Origin of the sequence: Alkalihalobacillus sp. BA299, assembly GCF_017745675.1 — a bacterium.
Taxonomy (GTDB): domain Bacteria; phylum Bacillota; class Bacilli; order Bacillales; family Bacillaceae_F; genus Alkalihalobacterium.
Map to the genome: position 1 here is coordinate 35,886 of NZ_JAFLJM010000010.1, position 14,980 is coordinate 50,865.

The 14,980-nt window shown below is 35.2% G+C and carries 18 protein-coding genes; 6 read left to right on the forward strand and 12 right to left on the reverse strand.

What is annotated here, in order from left to right; translation table 11 throughout:
• Positions 1–96: 96 nt before the first annotated feature.
• Positions 97–546, forward strand: a complete 450-nt coding sequence (locus J0N78_RS14060; RefSeq protein ID WP_209123747.1) for a hypothetical protein — start codon at positions 97–99, stop codon at positions 544–546.
• Positions 547–780: 234 nt separating this feature from the next.
• Here J0N78_RS14060 and J0N78_RS14065 read toward each other — a convergent pair whose 3' ends face one another.
• Positions 781–1,017, reverse strand: coding sequence for a hypothetical protein (locus J0N78_RS14065; protein ID WP_209123748.1), 237 nt, complete (start codon positions 1,015–1,017; stop codon positions 781–783).
• Positions 1,018–1,252: 235 nt separating this feature from the next.
• Between J0N78_RS14065 and sda the strand changes: the two genes are divergently transcribed.
• Positions 1,253–1,393 (forward strand): sporulation histidine kinase inhibitor Sda, encoded by a 141-nt coding sequence (gene sda, locus J0N78_RS14070; protein WP_209123749.1) that lies wholly within the window; start codon positions 1,253–1,255, stop codon positions 1,391–1,393.
• Here the strand turns inward: sda and J0N78_RS26195 are convergent, their stop codons facing one another.
• The gene (locus tag J0N78_RS26195) at positions 1,394–1,519 is read right to left on the reverse strand and encodes a hypothetical protein (protein WP_280637227.1); all 126 of its coding nucleotides are present in this window, start codon (positions 1,517–1,519) and stop codon (positions 1,394–1,396) included. It lies immediately after the preceding gene.
• Positions 1,520–1,717: 198 nt separating this feature from the next.
• Between J0N78_RS26195 and J0N78_RS14075 the strand changes: the two genes are divergently transcribed.
• Entirely contained in the window at positions 1,718–2,014 is a 297-nt protein-coding gene (locus J0N78_RS14075; RefSeq protein WP_247747318.1) for a hypothetical protein, read from the forward strand.
• Positions 2,015–2,439: 425 nt separating this feature from the next.
• On the opposite strand, the gene J0N78_RS14080 is transcribed toward J0N78_RS14075, so the two are convergent.
• The 3 genes from J0N78_RS14080 to dacB all read right to left on the reverse strand — a co-directional run bounded on the left by J0N78_RS14080 (position 2,440) and on the right by dacB (position 6,183).
• Positions 2,440–3,636, reverse strand: a complete 1,197-nt coding sequence (locus tag J0N78_RS14080) for a GGDEF domain-containing protein (protein WP_209123750.1) — start codon at positions 3,634–3,636, stop codon at positions 2,440–2,442.
• Between the two features lie 283 nt (positions 3,637–3,919).
• Positions 3,920–4,627 carry a DsbA family oxidoreductase gene (locus J0N78_RS14085; protein WP_209123751.1) on the reverse strand — a complete coding sequence of 236 codons (708 nt, stop codon included), beginning with the start codon at positions 4,625–4,627 and terminating at the stop codon, positions 3,920–3,922.
• A gap of 77 nt (positions 4,628–4,704) precedes the next feature.
• Entirely contained in the window at positions 4,705–6,183 is a 1,479-nt protein-coding gene (gene dacB / locus J0N78_RS14090; protein ID WP_209123752.1) for a D-alanyl-D-alanine carboxypeptidase/D-alanyl-D-alanine endopeptidase, read from the reverse strand.
• 129 nt (positions 6,184–6,312) lie between these two features.
• Here dacB and J0N78_RS14095 point away from each other — a divergent pair, with 129 nt between their 5' ends.
• Together J0N78_RS14095 and J0N78_RS14100 are read left to right on the forward strand one after the other, a co-directional pair.
• On the forward strand, positions 6,313–6,573 hold the full coding sequence (locus tag J0N78_RS14095; RefSeq protein ID WP_307794941.1) for a DUF1292 domain-containing protein: 261 nt from the start codon (positions 6,313–6,315) through the stop codon (positions 6,571–6,573).
• A 164-nt stretch (positions 6,574–6,737) separates the two neighbouring features.
• Entirely contained in the window at positions 6,738–7,592 is an 855-nt protein-coding gene (locus J0N78_RS14100; protein WP_209123753.1) for a VanW family protein, read from the forward strand.
• A gap of 24 nt (positions 7,593–7,616) precedes the next feature.
• Here J0N78_RS14100 and J0N78_RS14105 read toward each other — a convergent pair whose 3' ends face one another.
• On the reverse strand, positions 7,617–8,450 hold the full coding sequence (locus J0N78_RS14105; protein WP_209123754.1) for a 1,4-dihydroxy-6-naphtoate synthase: 834 nt from the start codon (positions 8,448–8,450) through the stop codon (positions 7,617–7,619).
• Positions 8,447–9,145 (reverse strand): futalosine hydrolase, encoded by a 699-nt coding sequence (locus J0N78_RS14110; protein ID WP_209123755.1) that lies wholly within the window; start codon positions 9,143–9,145, stop codon positions 8,447–8,449. The genes J0N78_RS14105 and J0N78_RS14110 overlap by 4 nt, the downstream gene beginning before the upstream one ends.
• A 226-nt stretch (positions 9,146–9,371) precedes the next feature.
• Between J0N78_RS14110 and J0N78_RS14115 the strand changes: the two genes are divergently transcribed.
• The gene (locus J0N78_RS14115) at positions 9,372–9,539 is read left to right on the forward strand and encodes a hypothetical protein (RefSeq protein WP_209123756.1); all 168 of its coding nucleotides are present in this window, start codon (positions 9,372–9,374) and stop codon (positions 9,537–9,539) included.
• Between the two features lie 283 nt (positions 9,540–9,822).
• Here J0N78_RS14115 and J0N78_RS14120 read toward each other — a convergent pair whose 3' ends face one another.
• The 5 genes from J0N78_RS14120 to J0N78_RS14140 all read right to left on the reverse strand — a co-directional run bounded on the left by J0N78_RS14120 (position 9,823) and on the right by J0N78_RS14140 (position 14,888).
• Complete coding sequence (locus J0N78_RS14120; RefSeq protein ID WP_209123757.1) at positions 9,823–10,998, reverse strand: amidase; 1,176 nt, start codon at positions 10,996–10,998, stop codon at positions 9,823–9,825.
• Positions 10,999–11,048: 50 nt separating this feature from the next.
• Positions 11,049–12,287: a SulP family inorganic anion transporter gene (locus J0N78_RS14125; protein ID WP_209123758.1), complete on the reverse strand. Its 1,239-nt coding sequence runs from the start codon at positions 12,285–12,287 to the stop codon at positions 11,049–11,051.
• 162 nt (positions 12,288–12,449) lie between these two features.
• Complete coding sequence (locus tag J0N78_RS14130; RefSeq protein ID WP_209123759.1) at positions 12,450–13,109, reverse strand: nucleotidyltransferase family protein; 660 nt, start codon at positions 13,107–13,109, stop codon at positions 12,450–12,452.
• A gap of 4 nt (positions 13,110–13,113) precedes the next feature.
• Positions 13,114–14,193, reverse strand: a complete 1,080-nt coding sequence (locus tag J0N78_RS14135; protein WP_209123760.1) for an XdhC family protein — start codon at positions 14,191–14,193, stop codon at positions 13,114–13,116.
• A 140-nt stretch (positions 14,194–14,333) separates the two neighbouring features.
• Positions 14,334–14,888, reverse strand: coding sequence for a (2Fe-2S)-binding protein (locus J0N78_RS14140; RefSeq protein ID WP_307794942.1), 555 nt, complete (start codon positions 14,886–14,888; stop codon positions 14,334–14,336).
• Positions 14,889–14,980 lie beyond the last annotated feature (92 nt).

Here is a 14,980-nt window from a genome sequence, read left to right on the forward strand (position 1 = left end):
TTTTACTTTAAGATCTACAAATTTTGCTATAATATTAACGAGGACAAGCAATGAGAAAAAGGGATCATAAATAAAATACTTAAGGAGGTGAAACTAATGAATGATCAAATTCTTCAACAGATCTTACAGGAACTTAAGGGACTTAATTCGGGACAACAAGAAATGAAAACAGATATCCAACTTCTCAAAAATGATCAGCAAGAAATGAAAGCGGATATCCAACTTCTCAAAAATGATCAGCACGAAATGAAAGCGGATATCGGTACCATGAAATCAGACATGCAAAGTATGAAGTCACAACTGGATGAGAATTCAGCAATTGTAAAAGCGATTCGAGACCGTCAAGAAGAAACTGATGCTAACCTTGAAAATCTAGCTTCAGACGTTCATCAAATTCATGGGGAGTTAACTCACCTTGATGAAAAAATCGATTTAACTCGCAACGAGATAGTCAAAGAGCTGCAAAATATTAGAAATGATCTAGATTTCACTTATCAAAAAACAGCAATAAATGAAAGGGAAATTTATAAATTAAAAAACAGATAATCCGTTATACCTTACCTCTTCTTTTCAAGTAAAAATACAAATACACACTTTTATTTTTTCACTCTCCTTAAATATAAACTTCACTAATCTATCCACCTTGTCATCCGAATATGTAAAGCGGTTGGCTTTTTGCACCAACCGTTTTAACCCAATTTTTAGAAAAGGGAACAACTTACCATCGATAAGTTGTTCAATGAGCTCCTCAATCATCATTTTTTTTTATTTATATTCTCATTAGCTAACGGGATTCCGTACTTGACCAAATAACCTAGGTACTACCTGCAAACCATTAAGGTTCATATTATCACCGTTACGTCCTCTAAGGAAGCCGTATGCTACAGCACCTAGTCCTAGTCCTACCAATGACAACATTAACCCATTTCGATTATTGTCTCGTCTAATACCGAACATGTCCATTACTTGTTGTGTCCTTCTGCCACTACGAAACATATAGGTTAACCAATTTCCCATGATGTGATGGAGTCCCCCCTTTTATATGTTTAAAGAGTTAAATGTCCCTTCAAACACTAATTATTTTTAAACTTTTCCAAAGTTATATTCATGGAGAAAATTTCCACTGAACTGATATAAGTGTATTATAATATTACAAATCAATTACAATCGAGCGAATGTTCAGATAAGTATTGCATTAAATCTTCTGACCGTTTATTATTATTTCTTGGATACGTATTCAAGGGAGGATATCATGTTAGTTAAGTTAAGCGATGAAGGTTTGTTGGAAGCATATAAAGAGGCGATTAAATACAATTTACCTAAAGATTTTATTCAACTATTAAAACTAGAGTTAGAAAGAAGGGAAACAAAAAAACCAAGGGAAACAAAGTGATTATTTAGAACCAGCTATTTTTTCTTGAAGCCACTTTAAAAATTCTATTTCTTTTTCTAATAAAGTTCTATTTAATTTACTTTCAAAATAAGCGACTAATTTATACAATTCCTGTTTAGTTGACAAATTTCTCACTCCTTTATAAAAATATATTTCAAAAGTCAAATAATTTCAACTATTTTTTTGTCCTCTCTTTGAGTGGGCTTTTTATTTTCCAGTAAAATCATACCGCTTACTTCCAAATTGAATTAAATTAGGCACACTCCTTAGTTAAAAAGAACATAGGCTATTGTGAATTGGTTATTAATAAGAAGGAGCTGAATTATGAATAATAATTTTTCTCACTGGCCACCTAACCCTCACTATTCAAATCAAGTTCATAATCCTTATCACAATCAATTGAAATATTCTGACCCTCAAACCCAACAATTAAAACATCACACCTTGTCAACAGTAGAACCTATTGTTCAATACGGTCTTAATGAAGCCCAATTCACCTCTCACCTACACGCTATGAGGGAAGTTGCAGCCATAAGTTACTTAATGGGAAGAGGATATGACCCAAGGACTGCTCATCAGATTGTTGAATCTTGGGAAGAAAATGAAGTTTTTTATCGCTAAGTGTATCAAGAAAAGCGCAAGCGCCCGCTTAGCGGTGTATGGACTGGAGCCCCACCGTATGAGATAAAGGAAACACGGCGAGTGCTAACGAGGCGATGTTGACTTATCGTAAGGAGGAGAAGCGAAGTCCACTAGACGCTGGGCGCTGAAGCTAGACAAGAAATGCGGAAGGTGTCTGCTTATCGGCGACAAGCGCTGGAGGGCTAGCAATTAGTGTCTTGACTTTTAGACACGTTTGATAGACCGAAGCGACCTCGAGCCGATGACACCTGCAGCTAGACATCCTCGAAATTTAAACTTCCTTATTCTTTAAATTAAGACAGAGAGAATATTCTCTGTCTTTACTTTCTTTAAGTTACAAATATAATTAAATAACCTAAGATGTATATTAAAAATGCATCCACGCGGGTACTTTTTTCAATTATTTATCGTTTATTATACGTTTCTTTAATTTTTGATACGGACTCAATGATTTTCTCGAAAATTCCTGTTTTTTTAGATTGATAGGTTTTAAGCTCTGAAGTATAAAATTGATAGTTACCTTTTCCTTTTTCTTTCGCAAAGTACATTGCCTTGTCCGCATTTTGAACAAGTGTTTCAATTTCATCACCATCTCTTGGAAAAATACTTATACCGATACTTGGAGTAACTTTAGCATCATTCGCTTGAATAGAATAAGGCTTGGAAACGACCTCTAATATTCTTTCAGAAATACCGATAATCTCTTCTTCGGTTGTCTCTTCAAAAACAATAATGAATTCATCTCCGCCAAGGCGCCCTGTTAAATCTTCTTCTCTGACACAGCTATTAAGTCTACTCGCTACTTCTTTAAGTAAAATATCTCCACCATCATGTCCTAACGTATCATTCACGCTTTTAAAACCATCCAAATCTATAAACATAATGATTAGACTATGGTTATGACGTTTAGACCTCGCTAAAGCTTTTCTTAAATGCTTAAAAATTAATTTACGATTTGGTAAATCAGTTAACTCATCGTAATATGCCATTTGTTTTAAATGTTCTTCTAACTGTTTCCGTTCTGTAATATCAATGATCATACCGTCAACTCTAGTTATATTGTTTGAACTGTTAAATTGTGGATTTGTTGTTACTTCGATCCATCGTTTACAGTTATTTTTGTCCATTACAAGTAGTTGATTTTTTACTTTCCTATTAGCAAATAATTGATTTCTGAATAACGAATTTTGTGAATTTTGTTCTTCCGATGACCTTAAAACATTTTCTAATAATTTAACATTTTTACAATAATCTTCATGGGCAAAAGGAAAAATTTTTTCAATACCTTTAGTAATAAAAAAGTGATTATCCTTTACATCATACGAAAAAAAATTTTCATCAAAACCATTTAATAGCTCGTATAATCGTACATTCTGTTTTTCGAGGGTATGACTATCTATTTGTAACTTTTCACTTTCGACTTTGAGCTTGTCCTTTTCGTTTTGAATGAAATCGATTTGCCTACAAAACCAAAGGATTGGGATGAGCAACAAAACAGACAGGAAGATATCAAACGGTATAGAAAAAAAGGAATGGATAATAAGAAATGTAACCATATAAAGAAGAATATATATTTTTAAGGGCTTACTTACTTTATTCAAAAAATCACTCCAATTAGATACAAATATTTATTATTTCTAACTATCCGTACCCTCCCGATTGTTAGATATCGTTGATGACACACTATATTAATCACTTTTACAATATGGGAGATGTATCCTTAACATCCCGATATTTATTATAGCAAAAAGTGTTGAAATATAAATAACTTTGTCGATTTTTCTTGCTTTTATATGTCTTTTTCTTAATTTTTTATCCATTACATAAAATAAACTTAAAATAAAATAAAACCCAACTCATTATGAATTAGGTTTTAAATAAATATTATTGACAACTTTCGTCATTACAAATGGAACCTTTGTTACTCGTTGAAAGTGTCTGTAATGGCTTCTGTTTATTTTCTTCGTCCCAAACTTTTTCTAATGCATTCAAGAAAGTCTCAGTTGCCTGTGCACCAGAAATGGCATATTTATCGTTTATTACGAAAAACGGTACCCCTTGTACTCCAATGTCCTTTGCTTTATTTTGATCAAATCTAACCTCTTCTTCAAAGTCATTCCCATTTAAAACATCTTTTACTTCTTGAAGATCTAAACCCGTAGCTACTGCAAGACTTGTTAATGTTGCATGATCACCAATATGCTTAGCTTCAATAAAATACGCACTTAATAACCGCTCGGCAACTTCCTTGTCTTTTCCTTTAGTTTCAGCTAACTTTGCAAGGCGATGTGCATCTAGTGTATTCGTTCTGAGCATTGTATTAAAATCAAAATTCAATCCAACCGTCCTTGCTTGAGCCACAACTTCTTCAGTCATCTTTTTTGCTTCTTCTATCGACATACTATACTTCTTTGCTAAAATTTCATACACAGATTCATTTGTATCCCTACTAGCATTAGGATCTAACTCAAAACTTTTGAATTTCACTTCTACATCATCACTGTGAGCAAATTTTTCTAGAGCACTCTCTAGACGTCTTTTCCCAATATAACAAAATGGACAAACATAATCTGACCATATTTCGATTTTCATCATTACACCTCTTTTTTTCCTTTACTTTAAGAATATCACACATTATTTTATTAGATGGTAAGATATGCTCAGTATATTTAAGAGTTCGCTAAAATCATCACGATTTGATCTTCAAGCTCCTTTCCTTTTCGGTTATCAATCATATTATTAAGTAGTATCGAAAAGATGATTGTCTCTCCACTCTTGGTTTCAACATAACCAGATATGGAGCTTACGGTCGTTAACGTACCAGTCTTTGCTCTTATATGTTCTGATGAGTTTGTCATCCGTTTTTGAAGCGTACCACCAATCATTTTATCAGCAACACCAGCTACAGGAAGAGATTGAAAAAATGTAGAATACCATTTCTCTTTTTGAATTGAATATAAAAGCTTCGTTAGTTCATGTGCGGGAATTAAATTTACATGTGAAATACCAGACCCATCTCTTAAAAGAATAGTCTCGATATTCAGTCCATAATGGCTGAGTACTGTTTCCATTACATCAAGACCTTTTTCCCAAGATCCTTCCCCTTTTTTGACCATTCCCATTTCTTTAACAAATATTTCACCGTACCCATTTTTACTTAACTTCATAAAAGGATGAAGTAAATCAGATAATGGTCTGGAAAAATGTGACACCAGAACCTTTGCGTCCTTAGGGGTTACACCTCTATAAATATTTCCTAATAATTTTATTCCGTTCTCATTTAACGATCGTTTAAATAAATGTAGTGCAAAATTGGTCGGCTCCCATATAGAGACAGTATCTATTATTTTTTTTCCATTGATCGGCACCGTCCCTTGTATTACTATTCGATTCGTCCCGTGAGTACGCTCAACCTTGATATCACCTTTTTCATCTTCTGGTATTGTAATTGTCTCGTTTCTGATCTCAACGTAATTATTTTGAGGGTGTAATGTTATATGTGCTCGGCTATCTAATTTAGTCCCAGGGACAATTTCAAGTGTAACGGTACTCATGTCGTATTCTTCATTTGATGACACCGACAATGCAGATATTGGCGTACCATAACCCATCGTTTCATCACTCCATGGCAAATCGATCGAATACCGAACATCGTCATACCACGTATCGTCACCAATTAAGTCTCCCCGAATGACTTTTACTCCTTGATTTTTTAATTTTCTAACCATATCATCGATATTTGTTTTTAAAAGTGTTGGATCCCCTTTTCCTTTAACATATAAATTTCCGTTTAGAAAGCCCCATTTTATATTACCGTCAGCTAAAAGTTCAGTCTCAAAGCGATAAGCTTTGCCTAAGGTTGTAAGCGCTGCAACTGAAGTAAGTATTTTCAAATTAGATGCTGGCTTCAAACGGTGATTACCATTGAAATCATAAATGATTTCTCCTGTTGTTGCTAAACGGATACTTATACTTGCCGTTGCTCCGTCTAAGCTTGGATGATGAGATAAGAGCTGATCTAATTCGGAAGCTAATGTTGAATAACTACGGGTGGCAGCCAAGACTTGATCGTCTATATGTAAGAAAAATTGAGCAGTTATTATAAGTATACTAATCAAAATAACCAAAAATTGATTATAATATTTCATCTATCTACCTCCTGGAAAATGACAATTATTTGTATTTTTTCATATATCCATTAATTCATGTAAAAAGTTAAATATAAATACAAAGGCTAATGGGTATATTACGTCTGAAAACAAAAATGAGGTGATGATGTGGAACCAAATGAATTAAGAGACCATATTACTGTAGAAGACAAGCATGGTAATGAAATGGATTTTTCTGTTGAATCATTGTTTGATATGGCAGATCATTCCTATGCTTTATTATCATCAGATGATGATACGATCCTTATGCGTGTCGAGGATCATGAAGGAGAACAGCATTTAGTAGGTATTTCAGACCCTGAAGAACGAGATGCGATATTAAGTGCGTACGAAGTTGCCGTTGAGGCCAACCCAGCTGAAGATGAATAAGATTTTTATTAATAATGAGAACCTTTCAAAAAAACACCAATGATTTGTTTTTATCAACAAGTCATTGGTGTTTTTTTAGTAATATCAACAATATACCTCCCATTTTTTGACGAACATGAAAAAATATTATCTAACTCATACTAGATGTAGGAGGGAGTCTAGCTATGAGATACCATTTTTTAACACTTTTTTTCGTATTTATGCAAATGATTAATATACATAATAACTTATCCATAACGCTAGATGGACAAACCATTGCAACTGTAAAGCGCTCTGATTTTACAGCGACCGTATTTGAAGGATTAGTTGTGGACGAAGAAAAATTTAATGCATTTGTTGATAAGATCGAACAGCAAGTAAATAAAGAGCCAATAAATGCGACAATAGACCTTCATGGAAGGTTGGTTCCTGAGCAATTCGGTTATACGTTAAACCGAAAAAGCTTTATAGAAGCTTTCTATTCATATTTTTTTGACGATGCTCCTGCTGAAATCGAAGTGCCAAGAATAATTACATACCCTAAAGTTGATAGTGAATTGCTATTAAATATACGTACCAAACAAGTCGGACAATACATTACCTATTTTAACAAATTCAATAAACAACGATCACATAATATTTCTCTAGCGGTTGATGCCATTAATAATCATGTCGTCTTTCCTGGCGAGACATTTTCTTTCAATAATGTCGTTGGAAACCGGACAATTGAAAAAGGTTATTTACCTGCACCTATTATCGTCAGAGGTGAATTAACAGATGGGATTGGAGGTGGGATTTGTCAAGTTTCTTCAACTCTTTTTAATGCTGTCGATCAAGTAGGATTAGAAATCGTTCAACGCTACTCCCATAGTCGACGTGTTCGTTACGTCCCACCTGGCCGTGATGCCACTGTAAGCTGGTATGGTCCTGATTTCAAATTTAAAAATAATTTTAATCAACCTATTCTCATCCAAGCAAGAACGTATGGTGGTTCAGTTATCATTCGAGTTTTCTCTTCAGAAACATTTATAAAACCATAGATTAAAACATTTATTATGACTATCCTAAATTCGTAATGTATTTAAATCAAATGCTGGTACTAAACCTTCATTTGCCGCTCGACCGAGAAGTGAGAAAACGGCTTCATACCCTTCGTCGCCTAAGTTTCTTGTGAATTCATTTACATATAGATTGATATGAGCTTGAGCCACATCAATCGACATCTCCTGGGCGTGTTTTAAAATATACTCTTGGGAGGCTTTCGGGTTAGACCATGCGTACTCTACCGAAGAGCGGATCCAGTTTGTAATTTTGGCAATGTCAAGTGATCGATGGGCAATAATTGCTCCTAACGGGATCGGTAAGTTCGTGTCTTTTTCCCACCAATTACCCAAATCTTGTAATAAGTTTAATTGATAGTTTTCATATGTAAAACGCGCCTCATGAATGACAAGTCCTGCATCCAATTTACCGTCGCGAACAGCTGGCATGATTTCATGAAACGGCATAACTACGATTTCTCCTACTCCTCCAGGGACATTTTGTGCAGCCCAAAGTCGGAATAGTAAATACGCTGTTGAACGCTCACTCGGAACAGCGACTCGACGGCCTGATAATATTGTAGGATCTGCTGAATGATCTTTTGTCAGAACTAACGGACCACAGCCTCTACCTAACGCCCCACCACATGGAAGGAGTGTATATTCAGATAAAACCCAAGGTATAGCTGCATATGAAATTTTAAGTACGTCTAAATTATTTGGTTGTGTTGCTAGCTTATTCGTAATATCAATATCTGCATAGGTGACATCAAGTTTTGGTGCACTTTGAATAAGACCGTGTACCCATGCATGAAAAACAAAAGTATCATTAGGGCAAGGAGAAAAAGCGATTTTCATGATAAAACCTCCTGTAAAATCGAGCTAACTTCTTGTAACTTTTGTAAGGCTTCCTTCATTCGCCAAGAATTACGATCTCGTGGTCCGACAACGTTTGAAATCGTACGAATTTCAAGCATTGGTACGACGAATTGTTTTGCGGCAGTAGCTACCCCAAACCCTTCCATTGCTTCAGCTGTAGCTCCAGGTACTCTTCTTATAAGTTCTAACGTCGTTTCTGCTGTACCTGTTACTGTTGAAACTGATAAGATTGGACCTGTTGTTACCTCTTGTCCTGCATTCGAAAGTGCTTTTGCTACATTTAATACTAAATTATTATCAACATTATAACGATTAGTGCCAAACCCGAGTTCATCGATACTAGAAAATCCGTCTAACGTTTCTGTCCCAAAGTCAGCTGCAATCACTTCAGTTGCAACGACGATAGAACCAACCTCAGCGAGCCCAACAAAACCACCAGCTATCCCAGCATTTATGACTAACTCGTACTTTTGATTTGCTAATTGTATTGCTGTCTTTGCTGCTGCAGCTGCTATGCCAACTCCTGAAACCACAACATCAAAAGGGTTCACACGTTGCAGTCCTCGTAAGATAGCTTCTTTTTCAGCTTCAACTGAAGTAATAATAAGGATTTTTCCCTTATTATTATTTTGATTTGACGGTATGTGCTTTTTATTTGTTAAATTATCATTCAATTGAGATACTCCTTTATTTTTAAACTAAATATGTACTAGCTTAAGCATTAAGGTAACGTTTTTTTCCACATGTACAATCATTGACCACTATGACATTTTACCATAAAGTGAAACTTGATTATTTTAAAGAGAATCAAATACCTATATTATTGAATAATAACAGGTGCTGCTGAGAAAGTTATATACATAATACCACTATTCTAATGATTCATTAAGGAGGATTCATATGACAACAGAACAAAGTCAACCTACCGAATTTGATCGATACACAGCTGCACAGCTTAGCCAGGACTTATTAGACCGCGTGATTGCATTAGAAAAAGACCTTCAATCTCAAACAAATAAAGAGGTCATTCTCATAGCTTATGAAGAAAGCGAGCATAATCCTACTTAAACAAATGGAAAACGCCATTCTATTTGGCATTACTGAAGTTATATGAAAAAAAACATTTATTATCTAAATGAAGCTATAATATCTTAAGAAGAAAATTTTTCTAAAATAAAGAAAAGAGATTAACTCATAATTAAGAGTTAGTCTCTTTTCTTATTTTTTTAATAACCAAGCGCAGTCGTCTTTCTCTAGAACCGTTCCACTTAATTTAACGTTGTATGTTCATTAACCATAATTGCTACAGCATGTCCATTTACATCTGTTAATTATGATAAATACTTTAGATTTAGAGAGTATTTAATTCACTTACCCATTTCAGAAGTCTTAAATCTTGATTGCGTCCAGCGATAAATGATAATCCAATCGGTTTTTCTTTTTCATCTTTTAAAGGAATAGTAACTTGTGGTAATCCTGCTAATCCAGCAATACATGAGAGCTTTAATGTGTCCGCTCGAATCTGATTGACTATATCACTCGGTAGTTGAAGGTAAGGAGCCCTTCCAGGAACTGTAGGAATAATCAATAATTTGTCTTCACCAAGGAGCTCTTCCATGTATTGGCGTATTTTATTTCTTACAAGTAACTGTTGTGTATTTTCCTCTTCTGTTATCATACTCGCCATTTGAAAACGTTCAGCAATACCAGGGCCAAATGCTGGTTTTTCATTTTGTACCCATTCCCCATGAGCCTTCCAAATCTCATAGCCTTGCAACACTCGAAATGTATTGACCCATTTGCTTAACCCTTCTTCTGAAATATGAAGCCAATGACTTGCATCTACTTGATTTTCTAATTTGAAAATGAAATTATGAAGTATTTTTTTTGAATCTTTATCCGCTAAACTCCAAGCATCTTCAGCAAATAAAAAACCTTTAAACCGTTTAGATGTATGTGATTTCAATTTTTTTAATAGGACTTGACCTACTCGAAGTAATGTCTCAGTGTCACGCGTCATCCACCCAACGGTATCAAAGCTTGATGCTAAAGGAATTACCCCATCAATGGATACAGTATTATGCGTTGGTCGAATACCAAAGTTTCCACAGTAGGCAGAAGGAACACGAACCGAACCACCCGTATCTGTACCAATAGCAAAATCTACTAAACCTGCAGCTACCGCAACTGCAGATCCACTAGAGGATCCTCCTGGAATAGACTGTGGAGCATTTGGATTGATGGGTGTACCGTAATGTACGTTTTCTCCATGTAAACTATACATCAGTTCATCCGTAATGGTCGTCCCAGTTAACTTCGCTCCTTCATGTAACAACTGATCAATGACAGAAGCATTTGTTTCAGCTCGCTGATGTGTGCGTAACCAATCAGGATTTCCTGCACTCGATGTATTTCCTTCAATATCAAATACATCTTTAACTGCAAATAAGAGTCCATTTAATGTACCAAAATGTTTTGGCTCAATAACTAAATCTTTGTTTATAAACGTATTAAATTTATCTAGCATAGTATACCTCCACATGATTTCACCGCCATATGTTCGAATTTCCCTTCATGTTATCGAATATAGATCAACCTAGTATGAACCAACTGTAAAATAATTCCGATAATACAGCCCGTTAAAATTCCCCACTCAGGTCCATATAATAACGTCACTAGTAATGTAACAACTAATAAAACTCCATCTTTCTTATTCGACTTACAAGTTGACCATAATCCTTTTATGTTTATCAATTTAATTATTGCAACGATTATGATAGCAGCTAATGTTGGTTTCGGTAAATAGTAGAATAAGGGCGTGAAAAAGAGAAGCGTTAAGAAAATACATATTGTGGTGATCAAACTGGCTACTTTTGTTTTCGCACCTGAATCATAATTAACAGCTGAACGTGATATTCCACCAGCTACAGGCATACTGCTAAAAAATGATCCTACTACATTTGCTAGCCCTAAGCTTGTAAGCTCTTTATTAACCCCAACATTGTAATTTTCTTTTTCAGCAATCACTTTAGCAACCGCAATTGATTCGATATAACCAATAAATGCAATAATGACAGCAGTAGATAATATGGTAGTCATTACTACCCCATTAAACATAGGTAACGTAAACATGGGAAACCCTTGTGGTAATTGACCAATAATCGGCACACCTAAGTGATCTAATTGGAAAAATGATACACTAGTCGTACAAATGATAACAACAAACAAAGGTGTCGGCAATTTTCTACTAATTGAATTTAATGTTAAAATTAGTAGAATACTGATCAGTCCTATGAAAAAAGTTGCCATATGTATGTTATGCAGATTCGTAAATAGTACAAAGACTGTATGAATGATCGAAGTAGTATGTCCTAATGAAAAACCAATTAAATTTTCTAATTGACTAATTGCAATTAAGATCGCACATGCCGATGTAAAGCCTTTAATAACACTAAAAGGTACCCATTCAATCATTGTTCCAAGATGAATGAAAGCAAAGAACATTTGCAAAAGCCCTACGAGTAAAGTTACCGTGATAACGATGCTAAAATATTCTGCGGTGCCAGGCACCGCAATTGATGAAACACCTGAAAAAATAAGTAGTGAAACGATGGCAACTGGCCCGACCGATAAATGTGGTGAAGTTCCAAATATTAGATAAATTAATACCGGCACTGTCGCAGAATACAACCCTACAACTGGAGGAACACCTGCTAAAATTGCGTAGGCAATGGCTTGTGGTATAATTAAGATCGCTACGATGACACCAGCGACCATATCATTTTGAAAACTATTTTTCCAGTACGATAAAGACAAAAAGATGTCTCCTCCTTTCGTTTGACCTTTTTTCGCTTTTCTTCACTAATTTTCTGCTTTTTGCAAAGAAACAGGCCTAAGTAATGCATATGAAAGAAGAATGATAATAATACATGGATGGGAAGTCGATTTACCATTGTACTTAATCTTCTCCTTACCTTCCTAGTAATTACTGTCTTTAACATGACGTTTTTTAGATCCACTTGCTACAATGGATAATGCTCTTCCGTAGTCTGCTGGTGTATCGACATCGAAAGTAATAAATGCATCTGAAACAGGAAGATATATTTTTTCTTTAATCGATTTCATTAGCTTTTGTCCCCCTGAGTCACCGATAACACTTGAAAGATCTAACTTCTCATAATGTTTAAAAAACACAGGGTGACCAACCTGATTTTTATACGTTGGTCTTATAACTACTGGAGATGACTTTCTTTGCCTATGGTTAGACCCAACTTTCATAATATAGGAGATCGTATTATTTTTAATAAAAGGTTGATCTCCAAGAAATATCATCACGGATGAAATAGATGATGGAAGATTAACAAATGCCAATTGAAACGAAGTACTTTGCCCCTTTTTGTACTCCTGATTAACAGTCCATTCTATTCTCGGATCTGTTAATTGTATTGACTGCTGTATTGTCTTTGCATGATGACCGATGACAACTCGGATTTTCTCGAACGGATGCCAAGCGACCCTTTCAATGACATGTTCCAACATATACTTATCATCGATAGATACTAGTTGCTTTGGAGAACCCATTCGAGTAGAACATCCTGCCGCTAAAATAACAGCACAAATAGGATATGTCATCTTCATTTCATCACATCCCATTAACTAAATGTAAAGCTCGATTTTGCTTTTTTTGTTTTTTAAGTTTTGCTCGTTGTTCATTTCGAACTTTGATTAATTCCGAAAGAATGCTAATACTTATTTCTTCTGGCGCTTCTGCATTAATATTTAAACCAATTGGAGAATAAACCCAATCAGGGACGCATTTAGGATATAAAAGCCTTTCCGTTCTTCGCTTTGGGCCTAATACTCCAAGATATTTCGGTTGAATTTCTAAAAAGAATTCTAGTATTTTTTTATCTCTCGTAAAACTATGTGTCATGATAAGCACAAAACTATTGAGGTCTATGTTTGTGTCGATGAAAAAAGCTTCAGGATGTTTAACGACTAGTTCTCCTGCTTGAGGGAAATGATACTGGTTACAACGACTACTTCTTGGATCAATAATAATGGTGTGAAAGTCAAGGTCATATGCGCTTTTTACTAAAGGTTCAACATCAGGACCTGCGCCAAAAATATATAGGACATCTTTTGGTTCAATGATTTCAAAAATGAATTTCGTTTGCATCGAGACGAGTGTGCGATAGTCAAAGTGATGGCTGGTTTCCAAAAATTCAGTCAATTGGAAATGTAATATTTCCTTTAAGGTTGGATCGTCTATATTCCCAAAAAGTTGACCTGAATTCGCTAGACATAGCTTGAGACCATACACATCCGCACTTGCACCACGAGCGATGGCAATCGATTGGCCTTCATCTAATCTTTTATATATGTTATAAGTGTCCTCGTCGAACTGTATAGGTTCAAGAAAAACGACAACCTTTCCGTTACACCCTGCACTTAATCCCCAATCTAAATCGTCTTCCGAACGAAGATCATACGTTTTTGTGATCGGCTCATTTAAATCGATAACTTCTTTTGCATAATAGCCTAAATCTTCTTCAAGACAGCCCGCACTGATTGTACCGTACTGCTTTCCATCTTTCCCTAACAACATTTTTGCTCCTTCATGACGATAGGATGATCCTTCTACACGGATAACAGTCGCCATGGCAAACCGAGTAATTGGATTTTTTTTCATGATTTCTAAGTACTTCAACCATTCCTTCATAAACATCCCCTCACTCGATTCTTCTTTCAATTCAAAGTTATAAAATTCAACATTATATATACTATGAAGCGGGCTACTTTTTAACAATTTACGTAAAAATTTAATGTAAATTATAAGAAGTCGCTTTTCCAATCCTAGTATTATTCTTGTTTTTTTACTGTACATTCCTTACTTATTCGTTCTAACGAGCGAAGAATTCCACCATAACCTGTACAGCGACATAAGTTCCCAGACAATCCTTCTCTCAAATCTTCAAAGGAGGCATTTGGACATTGTTTTAATATTCCTTTTACAGATACTACCATGCCGGAAGTGCAGTATCCACATTGTAATCCGCCTTCTTCAAGGAGGATTTGTTGGACAGGATCGAGCTTTTCTTTGCTAAGTCCCTCAATTGTCACTACGCTTTTCCCTTCACATTGATAAGCCATCGTTAGACAGGAGTTTTGCGGCTTCCCGTTGATGAGAACCATACATGCACCACATCTCCCAATTTCACATGAAATCTTCGTCCCTGTTAAGTTAAGATCATCTCTTATTATTTCGATTAACCGCTTTGAAGGGTCGACGTTAAGAGTCATTACTTCACCGTTTAAAACAAAGGAAACGGTTGAATCGACTTCCTCTATATTTTCTAAGGAATCTTTAGATAAACTCATATGTGCACCACCTTTTTTCACTAATAATGGGAACACCGGTTTAACTCCAGATATACCAGTCTAATTTCAAATTTATCGGTCTAATTTCTGATATATCGGTCTAATCACAACTCATTAGGTCTGTAGTA

What these genes read in the sequence shown, in the direction of transcription:
- J0N78_RS14060 (WP_209123747.1), top strand. Translation starts at nt 97, where the DNA reads ATGAATGATCAAATTCTTCAACAGATCTTACAGGAACTTAAGGGACTT.
- J0N78_RS14065 (WP_209123748.1), bottom strand. Translation starts at nt 1,017, where the DNA reads ATGGGAAATTGGTTAACCTATATGTTTCGTAGTGGCAGAAGGACACAA.
- sda (WP_209123749.1), top strand. Translation starts at nt 1,253, where the DNA reads ATGTTAGTTAAGTTAAGCGATGAAGGTTTGTTGGAAGCATATAAAGAG.
- J0N78_RS14075 (WP_247747318.1), top strand. Translation starts at nt 1,718, where the DNA reads ATGAATAATAATTTTTCTCACTGGCCACCTAACCCTCACTATTCAAAT.
- J0N78_RS14085 (WP_209123751.1), bottom strand. Translation starts at nt 4,627, where the DNA reads ATGAAAATCGAAATATGGTCAGATTATGTTTGTCCATTTTGTTATATT.
- dacB (WP_209123752.1), bottom strand. Translation starts at nt 6,183, where the DNA reads ATGAAATATTATAATCAATTTTTGGTTATTTTGATTAGTATACTTATA.
- J0N78_RS14100 (WP_209123753.1), top strand. Translation starts at nt 6,738, where the DNA reads ATGAGATACCATTTTTTAACACTTTTTTTCGTATTTATGCAAATGATT.
- J0N78_RS14105 (WP_209123754.1), bottom strand. Translation starts at nt 8,450, where the DNA reads ATGAAAATCGCTTTTTCTCCTTGCCCTAATGATACTTTTGTTTTTCAT.
- J0N78_RS14115 (WP_209123756.1), top strand. Translation starts at nt 9,372, where the DNA reads ATGACAACAGAACAAAGTCAACCTACCGAATTTGATCGATACACAGCT.
- J0N78_RS14120 (WP_209123757.1), bottom strand. Translation starts at nt 10,998, where the DNA reads ATGCTAGATAAATTTAATACGTTTATAAACAAAGATTTAGTTATTGAG.
- J0N78_RS14130 (WP_209123759.1), bottom strand. Translation starts at nt 13,109, where the DNA reads ATGAAGATGACATATCCTATTTGTGCTGTTATTTTAGCGGCAGGATGT.
- J0N78_RS14135 (WP_209123760.1), bottom strand. Translation starts at nt 14,193, where the DNA reads ATGAAGGAATGGTTGAAGTACTTAGAAATCATGAAAAAAAATCCAATT.